The 20,860-nt window shown below is 34.5% G+C and carries 19 protein-coding genes; 6 read left to right on the top strand and 13 right to left on the bottom strand.

What is annotated here, in order from left to right:
- Positions 1 to 26: 26 nt before the first annotated feature.
- Positions 27 to 1,106, top strand: coding sequence for a glycosyltransferase (locus tag FQU23_RS02505; protein WP_147672441.1), 1,080 nt, complete (start codon positions 27 to 29; stop codon positions 1,104 to 1,106).
- An 83-nt stretch (positions 1,107 to 1,189) separates the two neighbouring features.
- Here the strand turns inward: FQU23_RS02505 and phoU are convergent, their stop codons facing one another.
- From phoU to FQU23_RS02560, 11 genes are all read right to left on the bottom strand, one after another.
- The gene (gene phoU / locus FQU23_RS02510) at positions 1,190 to 1,858 is read right to left on the bottom strand and encodes a phosphate signaling complex protein PhoU (protein WP_132108824.1); all 669 of its coding nucleotides are present in this window, start codon (positions 1,856 to 1,858) and stop codon (positions 1,190 to 1,192) included.
- A gap of 60 nt (positions 1,859 to 1,918) precedes the next feature.
- Positions 1,919 to 2,671, bottom strand: coding sequence for a phosphate ABC transporter ATP-binding protein PstB (gene pstB, locus FQU23_RS02515; RefSeq protein WP_132108826.1), 753 nt, complete (start codon positions 2,669 to 2,671; stop codon positions 1,919 to 1,921).
- A 1-nt stretch (position 2,672) separates the two neighbouring features.
- The gene (gene pstA, locus FQU23_RS02520; protein ID WP_147672442.1) at positions 2,673 to 3,551 is read right to left on the bottom strand and encodes a phosphate ABC transporter permease PstA; all 879 of its coding nucleotides are present in this window, start codon (positions 3,549 to 3,551) and stop codon (positions 2,673 to 2,675) included.
- A gap of 1 nt (position 3,552) precedes the next feature.
- Complete coding sequence (gene pstC, locus FQU23_RS02525; protein WP_209282308.1) at positions 3,553 to 4,761, bottom strand: phosphate ABC transporter permease subunit PstC; 1,209 nt, start codon at positions 4,759 to 4,761, stop codon at positions 3,553 to 3,555.
- A 191-nt stretch (positions 4,762 to 4,952) separates the two neighbouring features.
- Entirely contained in the window at positions 4,953 to 5,816 is an 864-nt protein-coding gene (locus FQU23_RS02530) for a PstS family phosphate ABC transporter substrate-binding protein (protein WP_132108830.1), read from the bottom strand.
- A gap of 141 nt (positions 5,817 to 5,957) precedes the next feature.
- Entirely contained in the window at positions 5,958 to 7,175 is a 1,218-nt protein-coding gene (locus FQU23_RS02535) for a porin (RefSeq protein ID WP_147672443.1), read from the bottom strand.
- Between the two features lie 260 nt (positions 7,176 to 7,435).
- A complete protein-coding gene (locus tag FQU23_RS02540) occupies positions 7,436 to 8,731 on the bottom strand; it encodes a porin (RefSeq protein WP_147672444.1) in 1,296 nt (431 codons plus the stop codon).
- Between the two features lie 176 nt (positions 8,732 to 8,907).
- Entirely contained in the window at positions 8,908 to 9,360 is a 453-nt protein-coding gene (locus tag FQU23_RS02545; RefSeq protein ID WP_147672445.1) for a tail fiber domain-containing protein, read from the bottom strand.
- Positions 9,361 to 9,408: 48 nt separating this feature from the next.
- Entirely contained in the window at positions 9,409 to 10,059 is a 651-nt protein-coding gene (locus FQU23_RS02550; protein WP_132108838.1) for a carbonic anhydrase family protein, read from the bottom strand.
- Between the two features lie 340 nt (positions 10,060 to 10,399).
- Positions 10,400 to 11,461 (bottom strand): sensor histidine kinase, encoded by a 1,062-nt coding sequence (locus tag FQU23_RS02555; RefSeq protein WP_147672446.1) that lies wholly within the window; start codon positions 11,459 to 11,461, stop codon positions 10,400 to 10,402.
- A gap of 80 nt (positions 11,462 to 11,541) precedes the next feature.
- On the bottom strand, positions 11,542 to 12,225 hold the full coding sequence (locus FQU23_RS02560) for a response regulator transcription factor (protein WP_147672447.1): 684 nt from the start codon (positions 12,223 to 12,225) through the stop codon (positions 11,542 to 11,544).
- Positions 12,226 to 12,402: 177 nt separating this feature from the next.
- On the opposite strand from FQU23_RS02560, the gene FQU23_RS02565 reads away from it, so the two are divergent.
- The 4 genes from FQU23_RS02565 to FQU23_RS02580 all read left to right on the top strand — a co-directional run bounded on the left by FQU23_RS02565 (position 12,403) and on the right by FQU23_RS02580 (position 17,980).
- Positions 12,403 to 15,138, top strand: coding sequence for a TonB-dependent receptor (locus tag FQU23_RS02565; protein WP_147672448.1), 2,736 nt, complete (start codon positions 12,403 to 12,405; stop codon positions 15,136 to 15,138).
- Between the two features lie 125 nt (positions 15,139 to 15,263).
- Positions 15,264 to 16,427, top strand: a complete 1,164-nt coding sequence (locus FQU23_RS02570) for a hypothetical protein (RefSeq protein ID WP_147672449.1) — start codon at positions 15,264 to 15,266, stop codon at positions 16,425 to 16,427.
- A gap of 109 nt (positions 16,428 to 16,536) precedes the next feature.
- Complete coding sequence (locus tag FQU23_RS02575) at positions 16,537 to 16,875, top strand: T9SS type A sorting domain-containing protein (RefSeq protein WP_132108848.1); 339 nt, start codon at positions 16,537 to 16,539, stop codon at positions 16,873 to 16,875.
- Positions 16,876 to 16,999: 124 nt separating this feature from the next.
- Positions 17,000 to 17,980, top strand: coding sequence for an acyl transferase (locus tag FQU23_RS02580; RefSeq protein ID WP_165425731.1), 981 nt, complete (start codon positions 17,000 to 17,002; stop codon positions 17,978 to 17,980).
- Here the strand turns inward: FQU23_RS02580 and tyrS are convergent.
- Positions 17,977 to 19,269 (bottom strand): tyrosine--tRNA ligase, encoded by a 1,293-nt coding sequence (gene tyrS, locus FQU23_RS02585; protein WP_147672927.1) that lies wholly within the window; start codon positions 19,267 to 19,269, stop codon positions 17,977 to 17,979. The two genes, FQU23_RS02580 and tyrS, sit on opposite strands and share 4 nt — an antisense overlap.
- 90 nt (positions 19,270 to 19,359) lie before the next feature.
- Between tyrS and FQU23_RS02590 the strand changes: the two genes are divergently transcribed.
- Positions 19,360 to 20,361 (top strand): NAD-dependent epimerase/dehydratase family protein, encoded by a 1,002-nt coding sequence (locus FQU23_RS02590; protein ID WP_147672451.1) that lies wholly within the window; start codon positions 19,360 to 19,362, stop codon positions 20,359 to 20,361.
- Positions 20,362 to 20,371: 10 nt separating this feature from the next.
- Here FQU23_RS02590 and FQU23_RS02595 read toward each other — a convergent pair whose 3' ends face one another.
- Positions 20,372 to 20,854 (bottom strand): DUF4296 domain-containing protein, encoded by a 483-nt coding sequence (locus tag FQU23_RS02595; protein WP_147672452.1) that lies wholly within the window; start codon positions 20,852 to 20,854, stop codon positions 20,372 to 20,374.
- Between the last annotated feature and the right edge of the window lie 6 nt (positions 20,855 to 20,860).

A 20,860-nucleotide genomic window follows, 5' to 3' on the forward strand; every position in this document is an offset into this window, starting at 1 on the left:
TGTATCTTTCCCTAAAAAAAACAACCATGTCCCTACAGAAGGAAGTGAACAAGGTTTCGAAAAACATTTTGGTTGCTCCATTAAATTGGGGCTTGGGTCATGCAACGCGTTGTATTCCGATAATTAAGGCGTTACAAGAGAGCGATTACATCCCGATTATTGCTTCTGACGGAATTGCACTTGCCATGTTACGTAAAGAATTTCCTGATGTGCAAACCGTCGAATTGCCTTCCTACCAAATCGAATATTCTAAAAAAGGGAGTGATTTTAAATGGAAGACGGTACTAAATACTCCGAAAATGCTGAAAGCAATTTGGAGTGAAAAAAAAATGGTCGCTTCATGGATTAAAAAATACAAAATCGACGGAATAATCTCAGATAATAGATTGGGTGTTTTTAATGAAAATATTCCTTCTGTTTATATAACGCATCAACTGAATGTGATGTCCGGAAGCACGACTTGGCTAACTAGCAAACTACATCAAAATAGCATTAAAAAATTTACAGAATGCTGGGTTCCTGATGTCGCGGGAGAACCAAATTTAGCGGGAGAATTAAGTCATTCGAAAGAGCTAGCCTTTACCCCTAAATATTTAGGCCCATTAAGCAGGATGCACGAGAAAGACGCTGCAAAACAATATGATTTAATGATCGTTCTCTCCGGTCCAGATCCGCAACGAGGAATGCTAGAATCCATCTTAAAAACCGAGTTACAGCACTATGAAGGCAAGGTCGTGTTCATAAAAGGAATAGTGGAAGAAGAGCAAGAAAAAGAAAAGATAGAAAACATTACTTATTTCAACTTTATGACCAGCCTGCAGCTCGAGCAAACTTTTAACGAAAGTAGTCTCGTTCTGGCCCGTTCAGGATATACAACAATTATGGATTTGGCAAAGCTTGGTAAAAAAGCGTTTTTCATCCCCACTCCGGGGCAATATGAACAAATATACTTGGCTAGAAAGCTAAAGAAAGACGGCATCGCTCCATTTTCAGAACAAGATGATTTTAAAATCGAAGACTTGATTGAAACAAAACAAAATTCAGGGTTCGCCGACTTTGAAAACACTCCTGATTGGGAAAAATTATTTGAAGTTTTCGAAATTTAAAAAATTATACTACCAAAGAAAAAGCTGGCTTTCACATCATTATTGATATAAAAACCAGCTTTCTAATTAAATAGTTTGCTTCGTTATTTTTTATCTGAAAATTTTTCGTGCTTAATAGTCTTTGCATTAATCATAAAATACACTGATTCGGCTACGTTTGTACTGTGATCTGCAATTCTTTCGAAGTGTTTTAAAGCAATAATTAAACTGGTTCCAGAGCCAACTGTTTTAGAGTTACTTTTCATTTCACTAATAATATTATCGATCGCATCACTGCTTTTACTTTTAATATCTCTGTTCAGCTTAAAAATTTCTTCAATTGCAGTTTCATCCATATTCTGGAAACACGCATTTGTTTGAATTGTGATATCTTCCACTCCCCTAACAATATCAGCTATTTCAAATTTTGAGATTAGCTCATGTTTCTCCTTAATGCTTTTCGTCAGTTTGATAATACTCATCGATAAATCGCCAATTCTTTCTATCTCCCTGCTTATTTGCATTGCTGAGATGATAAAACGCAAGTCGGATGCGACAGGCTGTTGCAAAGCGAAAACACTTTGACAGATATCGTCAATTTTTACATCAAGTTTATCAATTTTATTTTCAGTTTTCTTTACTTCTTTACTTTCTAAAACGGGCTCTGAAAGTACTGCCTTAACAGCTTCAGCGACCTGACTTTCAGCCAGACTCCCAATTTTTATTATAATCATTCTAAGTTTCCCTAGTTCTGTTTCTAAGTGTGATGCCATTTTATCTAAAGATTTGAAGATTTAAAGTTAATCGATTATTGATACAATTCATAATCATTTCTATCCGAATCTTCCTGTTATATAATCCTCCGTTTGCTTGATAGCAGGTTTTGTAAAAATAGTTTTTGTTTTGTCGTATTCTATCAACTCTCCCATGTAGAAAAAAGCAGTAGTATCACTTACACGACCAGCTTGTTGCATATTGTGCGTTACGATCACAATAGTATATTTATTTTTTAGCTCATAAATAAGCTCTTCAATTTTCGAAGTAGATATTGGATCTAATGCTGATGTTGGCTCATCCATCAATAAAATCGATGGTTTTATTGCCAATGCACGAGCGATACACAACCTTTGTTGCTGTCCTCCAGAAAGTTCAAAAGCTGATTTTTTCAGTTTGTCTTTTACCTCATCCCAAAGCGCCACTTGCTCAATAGTAGTAATAACACGCTCTTCAATTTCATTTTTATCGGTAATTCCGTTAACTCGCAGTCCATAAGCTACATTCTCAAAAATGGTCTTTGGGAAAGGGTTTGGCTTTTGAAAAACCATGCCTACGTTTTTGCGTAAATTATCAACATTAGTATTTTTTGCGTAAATATCTACTCCATCAATAGCAATATTTCCGGTCATTTTAGTACCGTCTATAAGGTCGTTCATTCTATTTAATAAACGCAGGTAAGTTGACTTCCCACAACCTGATGGCCCAATTAATGCGGTAACCGTATTTTCCTTCATTGATAAAGAAATATCGCGCAAAGCATGATTTTCTCCGTAGTAAAAATTTACGTTATTTGATTCTATTTTATGCATATTAGTTCATTTTTACTTTTTTTCCATAATATTTACGAAGTGCATTCGCCAATAAATTAGAAATTAATACAATAATAATTAAGATAAGTGCCGTACCATAAGCCATTGCTCTTGATTTTTCAATATTAGTACCGCTGGTTGCGATTACATATAAATGGTAAGGTAAAGCCATCGCCTGATCAAAAATAGAAGTAGGCAATTTAGGTAAAAAATAAGCAGCTACGGTAAATAAAATTGGCGCAGTTTCACCAGAAACTCTTCCTATGGATAATATTAATCCTGTAATAATATTAGGAAATGCGATTGGGAAAACAATTTTACTCGTGGTTTCCCACTTACTTGCTCCCAACCCTAAACTTGCTTGTCTAAAGGTATCATCGACTGCTTTCAAAGATTCTTCTGTTGTTCGAATAATAACCGGAAGAACTAATAAACCTAATGTCAATCCACCGGCTAAAATCGAATCTCCAAATTCCAACTTATTCACAAATAATGCCATCCCGAAAAGTCCAAATACAATCGATGGAACTCCCGCAAGGTTATTTGTCATTTGCTTAATGATTTTTTTGGGCCAACCATCCTTTACATATTCATTCATGTAAATCGCTGCAAGCACACCAACTGGAAATGCAAATACCATACTTACCAATACCAAACAAAGTGTTCCTACAATAGCGGGGAAAATTCCACCTTCGGTCATTCCGTTTTCAGGCATGGCGCTGATGAATTCCCAGCTGATAACTCCAATTCCATTAATAACTATAAAAGCCAATATTACAAATAGAAGTCCCACAATAGCATAGCTAGTCGCTGTAAAAATCCCAAAGGCAATATTTTGACTTCTTCTTTTTTTCTTTGCTAAATTATTTTCAGTACTCATTTTAGTGTTTTTTTTGTGAGTTTCTATTGGTAACCACTTCTACTAACATATTGATCCCAAAAGTGATTATGAAAAGAATACATCCCAATGCGAATAATGCTTCATAGTGGAGTCCACCGTTTGGCGCCTCACCTAATTCTGCTGCAATAGTTGCGGGAATTGTTCGAATAGGCGCTAAAAAGGAACTCGGAATTACTGCAGCATTTCCAGTTACCATTAAAACGGCCATGGTTTCACCAATAGCGCGTCCAATTCCTAAAATGGCTCCAGCTGTTATCCCAGATGCAGAGTACGGAATTACTACTTTATATATCGTTTGCCAATGGGATGCACCTAAAGCCAAACTTGCTTCTTTCATCGCCCGTGGCGTGTTGCGCATTGCATCTTCAGAAATAGTGATAATAGTAGGCAAAGCCATGATTGCAAGAACCACACTTCCTGCTAAAGCAGTTTCACCCACAGGCAGATTAAAAAGATCTTGAATTAATGGAACAATAACCACTAGGCCGAAGAAACCATAAACTACAGACGGAATTCCGGCTAAAAGTTCGATAAGTGGCTTTAATAAATTACGAGTTCTCTTCTTTGCAATTTCACTTAAATAGATCGCTGCAGCCAATGCTATTGGCAAAGCCAAAAGTATAGCTCCTAAACTTACCCATAAGGTACCGTAAATTAATGGCTTAACTCCCATTTGTGCAACAGGTTCTGCCGTCGGAAACCATTCTTCATCAGATAAGAATTTATAAACAGTGATTTTATTTATATCAAGTTCTTTTCCTTTAAACTCTTCATTTACATACTTATCTGAAAAAAACGCTATAATTCCAGGCGTGTTTGCAATAAGTTCGTTTATTTTATCGGGGAAATTCACAAAATTCTCACCCAGCTCTTCTTCTGAATAATAGTCTGTGATGTCTCCACTTCTAAACAAAACGATAGGCACATCTTTCCCGCCAAGGGCACTCCAGTTTGTAATTTTTTGATCAAAAATGTCTTTTATTTGCGATGGATCTAATTTACTTACTGGATTAGAATTATTTACTGCCAATAAAAAACCCTTCTCTATTGGTTTTTTGGTAAAAACTCCAGCACCTTCTATAAATAGAAAAAAGATAATTAAAATCACCGTAATACTAGTAGCAGCGCTACTTAGCATCAAGATGGATTCAATTACCTTCTCTTTAATCTGTTTAAAATTTGTTTTCAAAAGAGTGTTTTTTTATTTTGAACAAAAATACGTCAGTCAAACTTGACGAATGTATTCCCTTTATTATCCTTATGTTAACTTAATGTTAAGCGATTGATACAAGTTTAACACCACAACTCGTTCTATAAATAAAAAAAGGTTGCTCGTAATCGAACAACCTTTCATTATATATAATAATTAACCTTTTTGTATTAGTTCAATGGAATATATCCTATTTCGCCAACTATTTTTTGTCCTTCAGCAGAAAGTGCATAATCAACAACTGTTTTTACTTTATCAGCATTTTTCTTATCAAACATGTAGAACAATGGTCTAGAGATAGGATACGATTTATCTTTAGCGCTAGCTATAGAAGGCTCAACAAATGTTTTTCCTTGATCATACGACACTGCTAATTGTTTCACTTCTTTTGTTTCATATGCTAATCCGATATAACCGATAGCTCCTTTAGTTTGACCAACTGCTTGAACGATTGCACCAGTTGCTGGTAAGTTTAAAATATCTGTAGCATAGTTTTTCTTGTCCATAACTTCTTCTTTGAAAAACTCATAGGTTCCAGATGAAGATTCTCTTGAATAAGCGACGATTTTTTCATCAGCACCGCCCACTTCTTTCCAGTTTTTGATTTCTCCTGTAAAGATTTTTTCTAACTGCTCACGTGTTAATTTAGAAACCTTATTTGCGGGATTAACAATTACTGTTAAAGCATCATAAGCAATTATCACTTCTTCAATTTCAATTTTCTTATCAGCAAACTTCATTTTCTCTTCGGTCTTTAGGTCTCTTGAAGCCATCGCGATATCAGTAGTACCATCAATCATTGCCGTAATTCCTACTCCAGATCCACCACCTACAACAGTAATGCTTACGTCAGCATTTGTTTTCATTAATTCTTCAGCTTCTTTTTGTGCCAATGGCAAAACAGTATCACTTCCTTTGATGGTTACAGACACTTCAGTCCCAGAAGATGCAGTTGCCTTATCTTCATTTTTTGCTTTACCACAACTTAACATACCAATCAATGGCAACATTAAAAACAATTTAGTTTTATTCATTTTATCTTTTTTATTAGTTCTATTAATTTTTCACGAAAGTACTGCCTGAATGTTAACTCCTTGTTAACTGAACATTAAACAATCTTTATTACTTATGTTTTAAATATCGAAATCAATTTCGAAAAAAACACTCCTTATACATTATATTCCAATCTCTACTTGAAATCGTCCAAACCAATTGTTATCTACACTTCCACTAAAATTCTTTACGTTATCATACGAAACCTCAGCTTGAACTTTTACTTTATGTCCAAATATATATTTAGATAATCCAATCGTGTATTCGTCTACATCTGGACTTAACGTTTGTATCGCGTTATCAACTTTTTGCGTTGAGAATCTACCAATTATTTGATAATCAGAAGGAAAAAGATAACTCAATTGAGTATCAACTCCGTAACCTACATACACCGCTTGTTGTTTAGTAATATCCAGAGGATTTATCGTAATAGGATTATCAGTCGTTCTAGACATATAAGCCGCAGATGCCGCCCAACCATTATATTTAAACATGGTATCAAAAAATAAAGACTGCAGTGTTCTTGACTCATATAAGCTACTACCCAATTGTCCTTGAGAACGTAAAGCATTATTATTTTGGCTAAAAGCCCCAGAAACCATCCATTTCAGTGTTATTTCTCGTGTTAAATCTGCTTCAAAATTTGATCCATTTTTAGTAAATGCTCCAAGAGGAAATAATTCTACTTTTCCAGTTAAAGCGATTCCGTCATCTTTGGTTTTTACCCAGTTTCTACCTTCTCCTTTAGTAATAGCTCCTTTTAATGAATAGGAAAAATTATCCAGATTTTCTTTCGAATAATCTAAAAAAACTCCAAAATCACGATCAATATTAAACTTTGAGTTGTTGATACTACGATCTGTAAGCTCTAATGAATTTGAAGAGATTACACGTTGATTGTTACCTGGGAGTTTTGTTTGACCAAAACCGATTGTAAAATGAGAAGTAGGTTTGTAAAAAAGAACTCCATCTAAAATTACATTTCCGCTATTTCCTACAGCCACAGTTCCAATATCTCTAGCCGAAAAACCTAGTTCAACTTTATATCCAAACTTCGGATTATAAACAAAACCATCTAACTTCAGTCGCATTCTTCTTATTTCTCCTTCTACAACTCCTGACTCGCCTTCTTCTTTACCAAAACCTATTCTACTTTGAACCCTAAAGCCAATTATCACTTGAAACAAACTATCTTTCTCTGTAAAACCCAGTTTTTTAGAGGAGGTTAAATAATGATTTAGCTCTGATTTTTTTGCAGGCAATTCTTTAGTTAATTGTTGTTCTTGAGCCATCGTTATCAATGTAAACATTAGCACGATACTTAATAAAAAATTTTTCATTTTAATAATTAGTTATTGTTGTGTTATTACGAGGCAAAATTAATGTTAATAAACCCTTTTAGTATTAAGCCAAGGTTAACATAACGGTAATTTAAAGTGACATAAAAACTACAATCCACTAAATTAAAGGCGCTTAAGTAAATTTACCTCTTCTTGAAATAGCAATTAATGTCATTTAAGCTCTTCATCATTAAAATAAAAAAGCACCAAATACTCTTGTTAAGTATTTGATGCTTCTTATTTTCGCGAATTATCTAATTCTAAAAATTAAACTGAGCCTGTAACCTCAATAAATTTCCCTGCTGTCTGTTATTTTTAAGTACGCTATCCTCAAAAGTTCTGTCGGCAATTACCCAAGTTGCAGTTAGTTCAAATGCTTTATACGGCTGCCACTCTAAACCTAGTTCATAATCTCTAACAGTATAACTTCTAGCATCTTTTTCAAATTTCTTTCCACCATCATAATATTGAAATTTAGCAAATGGATATAGCAATTGATTTTTAGGAAGATCCCATTTATAGTTTAAAGTAATATAACCTCCTTCTAAGTTAGAGACTTCTACCGAATTTGTAAGTTTATTGTAGCGAGGCCCTTTACCAATGTTGTATTCCGCTTGAACACCAAATGGTTTTGGATACAACACAAAAGAAGCCGCCACTCTTTGATCAATAGTGTATTGTTTATCCTTAACAGAAACACCCGAAGAAATTTCGCTTCCAAAAGCCCATTTACCTGTGTACGCTTGAAGCCCTGGTTCAATAATTTGATTTCCTATTATAAAAGGATAACTTACCCTAGTCACTACATGAAGATTTCTATTACCCTCAGTCTTACTGGCTGTTTGACCATTATATGCCCCAAAGGCAAAAACCCCATAATCTCCTGAACCTTTATACCCATCCTTAATAAGCATAGCGAAGCGCTCTCTTATTTTACTTGGCGCCCAATAAAAGAACGCACCAAGATCTCTTTCATTTGCAATGGCACTATTTAAAGCGTCATTACGGTCTAAAGTTAATCTATTTTGACTTGATTGCATGTTTTCAAATCCAAAAGGAACTTTACTTTGCCCTATTCTTACACGAAACTCTTTCTTTGCATCGAATGACAAATCAAAATAGGCATCACGTAACTGCAAAAAATTATTGACTCCTGTACTCGGTGAACTAGCTAAATCAGGCTGAATGTAGAAAGATAAATTGGGATGAATTTGACCTGAAAAGACAATTCTAGCTCTTCTAATAAAAAAGCCATTATTAGATTTTACATCATCTCCCGTAGCTGTGGTTCCCCACGATTTATCACATTGATCACATGAAACTTTATCATTAGTAGATATTAACCCGTTGTAACGCACCTGAGCATACCCTCTTAGACTAATTTTATCATACCATTGAGACTCTTTTTTCGGCTTCGCTTTTTCTTCAGCTGCCTTAACTTTGTTTATAGAATCCATAATACGAGCCACTTCTCTCGAAATTTCGTTTCTATTTATTTCTTGCGCTTGAAGTACACCTGTACTAACTATAAAAAATGCAATTAAAATTTTTTTCATCTCTAATGATATCAGTATTTTATTTTGCAAATGTCTATTGTTTATGTTAAGCTATTGTTAACAAATCATTATCATGATGATAATAAATAGGATCAATGATCGTCTTTAAGATTACGATTCATTTAGAAACATAAAATCCATATTTCACAGATTGAAATATGGATTCTAAAAAAGAATTATTGTGCCGCAGTTTCCAACTTATTTCTAAGGTCTGCCATTTCACTTTTTAATTTTTCAATTTCTGCTTGCTGCTCTTTGAATGCAGCGACCAAAACAGGAATTAGACCTGCTTCATCAATTGTTTTAATGGTAGCAGTGCGATACGTATTTTTACTGAACAAATAAGAGATCGATTTCTCACCTACAAGACTCGGAAAAACCTCCTGTATATTATCTGCCATAAATCCAAATTGTTCCCCTTTCTCCAGATGGAATTGTTTGAAATTTTGTGTATCATATTCAAACATTTTTGGTTCCAGCCGAATAATACTTTCCAATGGATTTTGTATCAGCTGTGCATTTATTTTTATAGTGCTATCGGGGTAGCTTTGTGAAAATGAAACAGCCGTTATTGCTAAAAATGAAAGTAAAAAATATGCTTTTTTTAATTCTCTCCGTGAATATTTCATGATTAATGTTTTTTGATGTGATTGCAAATATCGTCAAATTATTTTTCTTTACTTACCGTCCACTACCATCATGGCATCTTCATAAAAAGTTACAAGTCCCGTTGTAATATCGTGTGTTCCTCCTACTATACCAATTTCTCCATTTTCAATCATTTGTTTTAAAATCGGGCTGCGTTCCATAATGGCTTGTACTGTTTTTTTAACATTGATCACAGATACTTTATCTACAAAATCGCTATTGGTTGAATTTCTGTTTTCGGTTTCTGTTTTTTCATCGTACACCGCAGGCTGTATTTTACTAAGCAAAGCTGTCAAATTCCCCATTTCGACGTGGTCGCAAGCCCCTTTGATGGCACCGCATTTAGTGTGTCCTAATACCACAATTATTTTTGAACCAGCTACCTTACATCCAAACTCCATGCTGCCCAAAATATCTTCATTCACAATATTCCCAGCAATACGCACGCTAAACACGTCGCCTAAGCCTTGGTCAAAAATTAACTCGGCTGAAGTTCGTGAGTCAATACAACTCAAAATCACAGCAAAAGGATGCTGCCCCTCTACAGTTTCATTAGCCTGTTGCAAAAGGTTGCGGTTTGCTTTTAGATTGTTTGCAAATCTTTTATTTCCTTCTTTTAGAATTTCTATCGCCATTACTGGAGTAATAGCGTCCTGCATTTCTTTAGTTAATGTTTTCATTTTCTAATTAATTGTTGATTATGTCCATTCTTTACTCCAGCAAAAATACACTCTATTTCTTTTCGAGTCTTATTTTTTTTATTCGTTTTGATTTTTTTATTCTTCGTCAATTCAAGCAAATTAAAACTAAAAACTAACAAAACAGCGCTTTAATACACCGCCTTCTCGTAGATATAAGCACCACAGATTCTTAGCTTACACTTTAAAATTAATTGCTTTAATAAAAAATTGAAGTAATAGAAAGGAGAAGTTTCTTATGAAGTAATTTTACTGAATTTCAAAAAAAGTTATTAAACTTGAAATTACATTTATAATCAGAAGACTTTTAAAGCGTTTTATATTATTGCTTCACTGCCTTTGTTAGCGTAAAAGAAAATTGTGAACCAACACCAATTTCACTTTCGACAAATATTTTTTCTTTATGAGCTTCTATAATATGCTTTACTATTGCAAGTCCTAATCCAGAACCTCCTTCGGAGCGGGCTCCACTTTTATCTATTCGATAAAAGCGTTCAAAAAGCCGCGGAATATTTTGCTTTTCTATTCCTTCGCCATTATCTGTTATCCGAATCAAAACTTTTTCTTTTGTCAAATTAACCACCGCAACTTCCGTTGTACCCTTTGGGTTTCCGTACTTTATTGAATTTACGATTAAGTTTTCTACGATTTGTTGAATTCGATCTCTGTCTGCTCTCACATAATTGGGTAAGATGTGATAATTCTCAAACTCAAGCGTGATTTTCTTTTTCTCGGCTTTCATTTCTAGTAGGTCGAAAACGTTCTGAATTAATTCGACAATATCAAATTCAGTAATTTCTAAATTCAGATCTCCAACTTCAAGTTTGGTTATCATGTCTAAATCTTCAACAATATAAATTAGGCGTTCTACCCCTTTTTCGGCACGTTTTAAATATTTTTTTCGAATGACTTTATCTTCCATTGCTCCATCTAGCAAAGTGTCTATATAACCTTGCACGGTAAATAAGGGTGTTTTTAACTCATGTGAAACATTTCCCAAAAACTCTCTTCGGTACTCTTCACGCACTTTCAACATCTCGATTTCAAGTTTCTTATCCGTCGCAAATTTCTTTACCTCTCGAGTCAGTGTTTCCATATCGGTCGCAATGGGTTGATCCAGAAATGTACTTGATTCTAAAAGCGAAACATCGTCATAGATTTTCTTTACACGTCTATATATAAAACGCTCAACTCGATGTTGCAAAACAATAAATGAAAATATATAAATAACTAAAATGAAAATAAAACCAAACAATAGCAGACTGCGCAAAGGCAATTGGAACATAACTGAAACCAATAGCATTACAAATCCAGTTGAAAATAGACTGATATACAACGCTGACTTTACGGCAAACTTATAGGTTTTTTTAAAACTTACATTCATTTTTAAGTACTTATATTGTTTGTTTAAAAGAGCATTATAAAGAAGATCTTACACCTCACAAACAACCTCATTGTTTTATTTTAAACTTCAAATTTATAGCCAACCCCTTTAATGGTTTTAAAAAGATCTTCTCCTATTTTTTCTCGAAGTTTTCTAATATGGACATCAATAGTTCTTCCACCTACCACTACTTCATTTCCCCAAACTTTATCCAGAATTTCATCACGCTTAAATACTTTTCCAGGTTTAGAAGCAAGCAAATAAAACAGCTCAAACTCTTTTCTAGGTAATGCAATTTCGACATTATCCTTTACTATTTTATATTCTTCGCGATTTATTTCTATTCCACCTACATTCAGAGTTTCGCTGTCTTGCTCACTTTCTTTCAGGCGGCGTAGTAATGCTTTCACTTTACTAACTAATAGTTTTGGCTTTATAGGCTTTGCGATGTAGTCATCTGCTCCCGCATCAAATCCCGCAACTTGCGAATAGTCTTCACTTCTTGCAGTCAAGAAAGTAATAATCACATTGCTCAATTCTGGAATTTTCCTAATGCTTTCACAAGCTTCCATTCCATCCATTTCAGGCATCATGACATCCATGATAATTAAATCTGGTAATTCCTTTTTAGCCTTTACAATTGCCTCTTTTCCATTAGCGGCCTTAAAAATCTGATAGCCCTCTTGAGCAAGATTATAACCTACGATTTCTAAAATATCTGGTTCATCGTCAACAAGTAAAATCTTGGTATGTTTCTTTTTCATATTTGGCAAAATTACGTTTGCAATTGTAAATGTAAGAATAAATGAACAGCAAAAAAGCAGTATTAACCGTAATTTAATTTGATAACTATTTAGTAATATTCAACAAACGTAATCGTAACCTGCCAATAACGCAAACTTTACAAAGACCCCATTACTTTGCAAAAAATTAAACAAACTATGAAACTTAAATTATTCATTTTAACGCTTTTTATTAGTACCCTTGCTTTTTCTCAAACTAAAGGGACTATTTCTGGAGTACTAACTGATAAGGATTCAAACAACGAAACGTTACCTTTTGCGAATGTATTATTAAAAGGAACACAAATAAATGGCATAACTGATATTGATGGTAAATACTCACTTAGTGCTCCAGCAGGAAGCTATGTTATACAGTATAGTTTTATTGGTTACGAATCATTAGAAATTCCCGTAACGGTGATTGATAGCGAAACGGTTATTCTAAACAAAGCATTAGGCGCGGCTGGTTACAAATTAAGTGATGTTGTTATCACGACTCATGTAAACAAACAAAAAGAAACCGCCTTATTATTAGAACAAAAAAAGGCTGTCGAAATCAAACAAAGTATTGGCGCGCAAGAACTCTCCAGAAAAGGAGTTAGCGACGTGGCCACAGCAGTTACTAAAACGAGTGGTATTACAAAACAGGAAGGTACTGGAAATATATTCGTACGAGGTTTAGGCGACCGCTACAACTCTACTACTATGAATGGCTTGCCCTTACCATCAGATGATCCTTCAAAAAAGAATATTAAATTAGGAATTTTCAATACTGATATTGTAGAATCAATAGGCATTGACAAAACATACAATTTTAGAAATTTTGGAGATTTTGGAGGTGCAAATATTGATATTGTATCAAAAACGCACACAGGAAGCAAAATGTTAGAGATAGGTTTCGAATTAGGCATGAATACTTTGGCTAACAGCCAAAAAGATTTTCGATTACAAGACGGACCATCTAAAACTGGATTCTCAAATACAAGCTATCCTAAAAACCCATTTTCTTCTTATAATTTCGATACTAATTGGAATACCGCTGCTGCGACTCCTATTAACACTTCGATCTTTATTAGAGGCGGTAGTGAATTCAATGTTGGAGAAAACGGAAAACTCGGCTTTTTTGGAACAGCGTCTTTTGACAATGAATACAATTATACTACTGGAGTTTCAAATGGATCTATTGGCCTAAATGGCATCCCAAGAAGAAATTTAAATTTCGAATCTTTTTCATACAATACAAACACAACAGTAATGGGGAACGTTAATTATAAAATTAACGCTAACAACTCCATAAAATTCAACTCACTATTCGTCAACACCTCGAGCCAAGACCATCAAGAATTTGAAGGTATTATTGATCGTTTTGACATTGCTTCGGATGGCGGTGGATACATTAGAAGGTCTAATTTAGATCAAACTACGGTATTTATAAACCAATTATTAGGAAATCATTCTTTAAACGAAAGAACGAATTTTAACTGGGGTGTTTCTTATAACTCTTTAAAAAACAGTATTCCAGATCGAATGCAAAACACCTTAATTCCGCAGAACGAACAATCTGATCCAGATGTAAAGCAAGTGTCAGACAATAATGACTCTGAAAACCACCGATTTTATCAGAATTTAAAAGACAATCAGCTAGCTGCAAACTTAGCTTTGGATTATAAGTTTAACAAAGAGGATGAAGACTATAGAGGGAAATTTACCTTAGGATACAGTGGATATACTAAAAAAGTAGGTTTTCAAGCAAGACAATTTAATTTTGATATCAACACCGCAGTTGCACAGCCAGTAGTAGACAAGAACAATATTGACGGTTACTTTAACCAAACCAATTTTAGCAATAATCTCTTTAGCATAAAAACTTTTAATGGCGGATTAGCTCCTCAAACTTATGATGGTGATCAAAATATTCAGGCAGCATTTGTGGGAGTTGAATATAAGTTTACACCAAAGCTTACAGTAGTTTTTGGAACAAGAGGAGAATATATTATTCAAAATATAGATTGGTTCACTAACATCAGTAAAGGCACAAACAAGTTTGACAAGTTTGAATTTTTACCTTCAACTAGTATTAAATATGAGTTAAACGAAGATCAAAATTTAAAATTTGCAGCCAGTAAATCATACACTTTACCACAATTTAAAGAGAGAGCACCTTTCCAGTTTGAAGATGTTACCGAGGTTATTATTGGAAACCCGAAATTATACTCTTCGACCAATTATAATGCAGATGTCAAATGGGAATATTTCCCTAAGTCGAGCGAAATAATTTCGTTAACTGCTTTTGGAAAATTAATTCAGAATCCAATCAACGAAATCACGATTACTTCAGCAACTAATGATATTTCTTATGTCAACTCAGGAGAAAAAGCAGTTGTCCTGGGAGCTGAATTTGAGATTAGAAAAAACATTTTCGAAAATAATGCTGAAAACAAAGAATCATTAACTACAGGATTCAACGCATCGTATATGTACAACAATCAAGATTTCAATGGGCAAAAAGTAGAAAATGAAACAGACTTAACTGTTTTCTTTTCTAAAACAGAAGGTAAGCTAACTGGAGCTTCCGATTTATTATTGAATGGTGACCTGAGCTATTTTAAAGAATTTTCAGGTGATAAAAATGTTTTAGCAACAGTAACCTATGGTTATTTCTCAGATCGAATTTATGCTCTTGGTACAAGTGGAAGAGGGGATTTAGTCGACAAAGCTAATGGAACCCTGGATTTTATATTGAAATCTAAACTTACTAAAAACATTGGCCTTGGTTTCTCTGTGAAAAACATTTTAAACCCTACAATAGAAAGAATCCAAGACAAGCAGAACGTATTAGTAGAGTCGTATAAAAAGGGCGTTAACTTTAAAGTAGCTGCGACTTATACTTTTTAAGAAGTTTACGATTGCTTAACAAACTGATAAACTTAACAAAATCAAGCTGCAAAAAAACAGTGCTAGGTTTGCACTGTAATAATAAAACAACACAATTAAAAGAAAACAATTAAAACTAAAAAAAAATGAAAAAAGTATTTTTATCAATGTTGACATTAGTAACATTAGCACTTACATCTTGTAGTAGTAATGATGTTCCTACAGAAACAGATCCAAATGTTGTTTCTCTAGATCCTACAAACTTCAAAGGGACTTTAGAAGCTGGAAAAGAAGCTACATTAGATGCTTCAAAAGTGTATTATTTAACAGGAGCATTTATTGTAAAAAGCGGAGCTAAACTAACTATTCCTGCTGGAACTGTAATCAAAGCAACTGAAAATACAGATAGTACTGTAAGATACATTGCAGTTTCTCAAGGAGGGCAAATCTTCATCAATGGTACAGCTACTAACCCTGTGGTTATGACATCGGCCAAAGCAACACCAGCTAAAAGTGACTGGGGAGGTTTAGTAATTTGCGGTAAAGCTCCAATAAATACATCTGCAACCGCTGGAGGCACGGCTTCTGCTGAAGTTTCAGATTTAACGTATGGTGGCTCTGATGCAACTGACAACTCAGGAGTAATTAAATATTTGAGAATCGAATACACCGGTTATGCTTACACATCTAGTAAAGAATTCAATGGATTATCATTATTTGGTGTGGGTTCTGGAACAACTTTAGAATATGTTCACGCAAATCACAATGGTGATGATGGTATCGAATTTTTTGGAGGAACGGTAAACGGTAAGTATTTAGTCTCAACTGATAGTGATGATGATTCAATTGACTTTGCTGATGGATGGGCTGGAACAGGAGAGTTTTGGTATATCAAAAACACAGCTAAAGCGGGTATCGAAGGATCAAATAATGGAACTAATGGTTATGCAACACCAATGACAAATGCAACTTTAAAAAACATTTCGATTGTGATGGGAACTTTGCCTAACTCTGAGGATGCGATTTACCTTAAAGAAGGTGCTGGAAAATGGACTGCTTCAAATGTATACATTGACGGTACTTTTGCAAAAGGCTTAAAAATTAAATCTGACGATGCTGCAGCTAATGCGAATATAACCAATGGAAATATAAAATTCAATCCTATTCAATTTGCAAACACTGCAACTGGATTTTTACCATCAGAATATACCGGAACAAACACTACTTATTTAACGGTAGGAACTAATATTGGCGCTGGTGCTGGAGCAGCTGCTCCGTCATGGACAACTGGCTGGACTGCAGGATTATAATAATAAAAACAATAAACTTGTTGTAAAAACACCTTTCAAAAGAAAGGTGTTTTTTATTTTGGTACAGTATTTGATTTTTTTTGTATATTTACTAAACAAAATCAAGCTAATGGCAAAAAATTACTTTTATATTGCAATCTTATTGGTTTTTTTCTTCTCCTTGAACCTCAGCGCTCAAGAAACAAAGCAACAACCAAAACTACAAGAAACCTCCATAATTGAAGGTTTAAGCTTGTATCCAAACCCTGTCACTAACGGAAAGGTATATATATCCACCAAAAATGATTCAAATAAAGAAATAATTATATTTGATCTTTTAGGAAAAAAAGTACTGCAAACGTTAATTAGTTCAAGAGAACTAAATGTCTCCAGTCTTAACCCTGGCGTTTATATTATTAAGATTAATGAGGAAAACGCAACTGCTACCAGAAAACTCATTGTAAGGTAAAAATTACTTTCGGAAAATAAATTAAAAAGCTCCAACTACAATTGGAGTTTTTTTTTATTCCGATTGGAATGCCTTTTAATATCTGAAAGCGCTATTAAAATTTATACCTTTGCAAAAAAAAATCTTGATTACAGCTACTGATATATTTGCCATTTCGAATCAAAAGCAATTTGAAAAAATAGCCTTAAAAGTATTTCGTTACCAACACGAAAACAACTTGGTGTACAGAGCATTTTGTGATCTCTTGAAAATAGAACCTCAAAAAGTAAAAACACTGCAACAGATTCCGTTTTTACCCATTCAGTTTTTTAAAAGTCACGCGGTAGTTTCTAATACAAACCCAGTCCAAAATACATTTACCAGCAGCGGAACGACTGGAATGATTACCAGCAAACATCTTGTAACAGACATTTCTATTTATGAAGAAAGTTATCGCCAAGGGTTTTCTGAATTCTATGGAAACATTGAAGATTATGTAGTCTTGGCTTTATTACCCTCTTATCTGGAAAGAGAAGGATCTTCCTTGATTTATATGGTCGAAGATTTGATTCAGCTATCTAATCATCCCGAAAGTGGTTTTTATCTTCACAACCACGAGGAGCTGATTAAAAAACTGACCGAATTAGATCAATCTGGTCAAAATGTAATTCTTATCGGAGTTACTTTTGCCTTATTAGACTTGATCGAAAAACATCAGTTCCAACTGCAAAATACCATTATCATGGAAACTGGCGGTATGAAGGGCAAGCGTAAAGAAATGATCCGAGAAGAATTGCATCAGCAACTTTGCGAGGGTTTTGGCGTGACAGCCATACATTCTGAATATGGAATGACTGAATTGCTCTCACAAGCCTATTCTCTTGGTGAAGGCGTATTTGAATGTCCTTCTTGGATCCAAATCCTCATTCGCGATACCGAAGATGCATTAACTTATATTCCTCAAGGAAAAACAGGCGGAATCAACGTCATTGATTTGGCCAACATTAATTCCTGTTCGTTTATCGCCACACAGGATTTGGGCAAAAAAAATCCCAACAACTCTTTCGAGGTATTGGGACGTTTTGATAATTCTGATATTCGAGGTTGTAATTTAATGGTGATTTAAACCACTCTCACCACAAAATAATTTTTCTTCCCGCTTTGTAACAATACAAATTGGTTGTTGATCAAATCTTTTGTCGAAAGTGTAAAATCTTCTTTCACTTTTTCTCTATTTACTGAAATCGAATTAGCCTTTAAAGCACGTCTTGCCTCTCCATTAGACTTGAAAAACCCTGTTTTTTCATTCAAAACAGCAATAATATCAATTCCAGCTTCAATTTCGTTTCTTGCTATTTCTGCCTGAGGAACACCTTCAAAAACATCTAAGAAAGTAGCTTCGTCCAATTGTTTTAAATCATCTGAAGTAGAATTCCCAAACAAAATATTTGATGCTTTTATAGCATTTTCTAAATCTGCTTGTGAATGAACCATTACCGTAGTTTCTTCAGCCAAACGCTTCTGTAACAAACGCAAATGCGGTGTTTCTGAATGTTTTTCGGTTAATTCAGTAATTTCTTCTTTCGATAAAAAGGTAAAAATCTTGATGTATTTTTCAGCATCAAGATCTGAAGTATTCAACCAATATTGGTAAAATTTATAAGGTGAAGTTCGCGCTGCGTCTAACCAGATATTTCCTCCTTCAGATTTCCCGAATTTAGTTCCATCCGCTTTTGTAATCAACGGACAAGTTAAAGCGTATGCTTTTCCGCCGGCAATTCTTCGCACTAATTCCGTTCCCGTAGTGATATTTCCCCATTGGTCTGAACCACCCATTTGCAGTGTACAACTTTTGTTTTTGAACAAATGTAAAAAGTCGTATCCCTGAACCATTTGGTATGTAAACTCAGTAAATGACATTCCTTCTGCTGATTCAGAAGACAAACGCTTCTTTACTGAATCTTTAGACATCATATAATTTACCGTAATGTGTTTTCCAATATCACGAATAAATTCCAGAAAAGAGAAATTCTTCATCCAGTCGTAATTATTCACTAATTCAGCTGCATTTGGAGCATCTGAAGTAAAATCAAGAAAACGACTCAATTGTGCTCTAATTGCTTCTTGATTGTGACGTAAAGTAGGCTCGTCTAATAAATTTCTTTCATTGGATTTTCCTGATGGATCTCCAATCATTCCTGTCGCACCACCCACTAGCGCTAATGGTTTGTGTCCGGACAATTGAAAATGTTTCAACAACATTACACCTACTAAATGCCCTATATGCAATGAATCTGCAGTTGGATCAATACCCACATACGCCACACGCATTTGCTCCATCAAATGTTCTTCTGTGCCTGGCATAACATCGTGGAGCATTCCTCTCCAAGTCACTTCTTCAATAAAATTCTTCATCTCTTTGTCAATTTCCACAAAGATAGTTTTAATTGCATAATTTGAAAATCAATCGGTCTAAAAATCGAACAATCTAATTATCTTTACAAAATGATTTTAGTAACAGGAGGAACCGGTTTAGTAGGAGCGCATTTATTGCTGTATTTAATAGAATCCGAAAGCATTGGAGCTACTAAAATTCGGGCTATTTATCGAAATTCAGAAAATATCGATAAAACGAAAGCATTGTTTCAGCTTTACAACAAATCAGCTTTATTTGATGCTATCGAATGGGTTCAAGCTGACATAATTGATATCCCTTCTTTAGAACATGCCTTTATAGGAATCGACTACGTTTACCATAGTGCCGCCCTAATTTCATTTGATCCAAAGGACGAAGAGCCACTCCGCAAAACTAATATCGAAGGAACCGCAAACATCGTCAACTTTTGCCTTGCCTACGATATTAAAAAATTGTGTTACATCAGTTCGATAGCTGCTCTGGGCGATCTAGCGGCGCATGAAACGATTATCACCGAAGAAACAGAATGGAATCCCGAAAAACCACATAGCGACTACGCAATTTCTAAATATGGAGCCGAGGTAGAAATATGGCGTGGCCAGCAAGAAGGCTTAGAGGTCGTCGTGGTAAATCCGGGAGTTATTATTGGACCTGGTTTTCAAGATCAGGGAAGTGGACTTCTTTTTCAAAAAGTGGCCAATGGTCTACCGTTTTACACTCTTGGAATAGCAGCTTTCGTAGCAGTTAGCGATGTGGTAAGAATTACAGTTCAATTGATGAAAAGCGAAATTAAAAACGAGCGTTTTATATTGATTGCCCAGAACATCCCGTTTAGAGAAATACAGAATTCGATTGCCGATGCATTGAAAGTTAATAGACCGACACGACACCTAAAACCATCGGTAATGCAAATTGCTTGGAGAGTAGATTGGATTATATCGAGCATCTTAGGCAGAAAAAGGCAACTAACCAGAGCGACAGCTACAGCATCTTATTCGAAACATATCTATTCGAATGAAAAAATAAAAAGAACTTTAAACACTGAATTTGTAGATGTCCATCAATACATCGAGGAGACTTCAAAATTATAAAAAGGGAAACTTATTGAATTCTCAAAGAGTCTTTTCCGTTTTTCAAGATAGTTTTCTTCTTTTTTAATAGTAAAGAATCTTTTTTCACATCGTTGCTCTTGACTTTTTTTAATGAATCCGCTTTTAGTTTCTCTTGCTTTTTCTCTTCTCTTTTCACCAATGAATCTAAGACTGTTTTTTTAGCCTCAATTCGCTGGATAAGCTCGTCATACATTTCTTTATAATCGATATAATTTGAAGCATAATAAGTATTGCTTTGCGCAAATTGCAAGCTATCTATTTTATACTTTTTAAAAATGTACTGAGACGGATTAATTTTAAACGTATCTATTGACGCTGGATTTTGATATTTTATAGCGTCAAAAATTGATAAATCATACATTACATCGATCATCATATCTCTTTCTATAAGATTGTCAGGCTTATGAACTACTTCTTCTTTGCAGCTCATAAACCCAACTAAAACGGTCAATAGTAACATTAATTTTTTCATCTATAC

This window comes from Flavobacterium sp. XN-5, from assembly GCF_008033395.2.
GTDB classification, from domain to species: domain Bacteria; phylum Bacteroidota; class Bacteroidia; order Flavobacteriales; family Flavobacteriaceae; genus Flavobacterium; species Flavobacterium hiemivividum.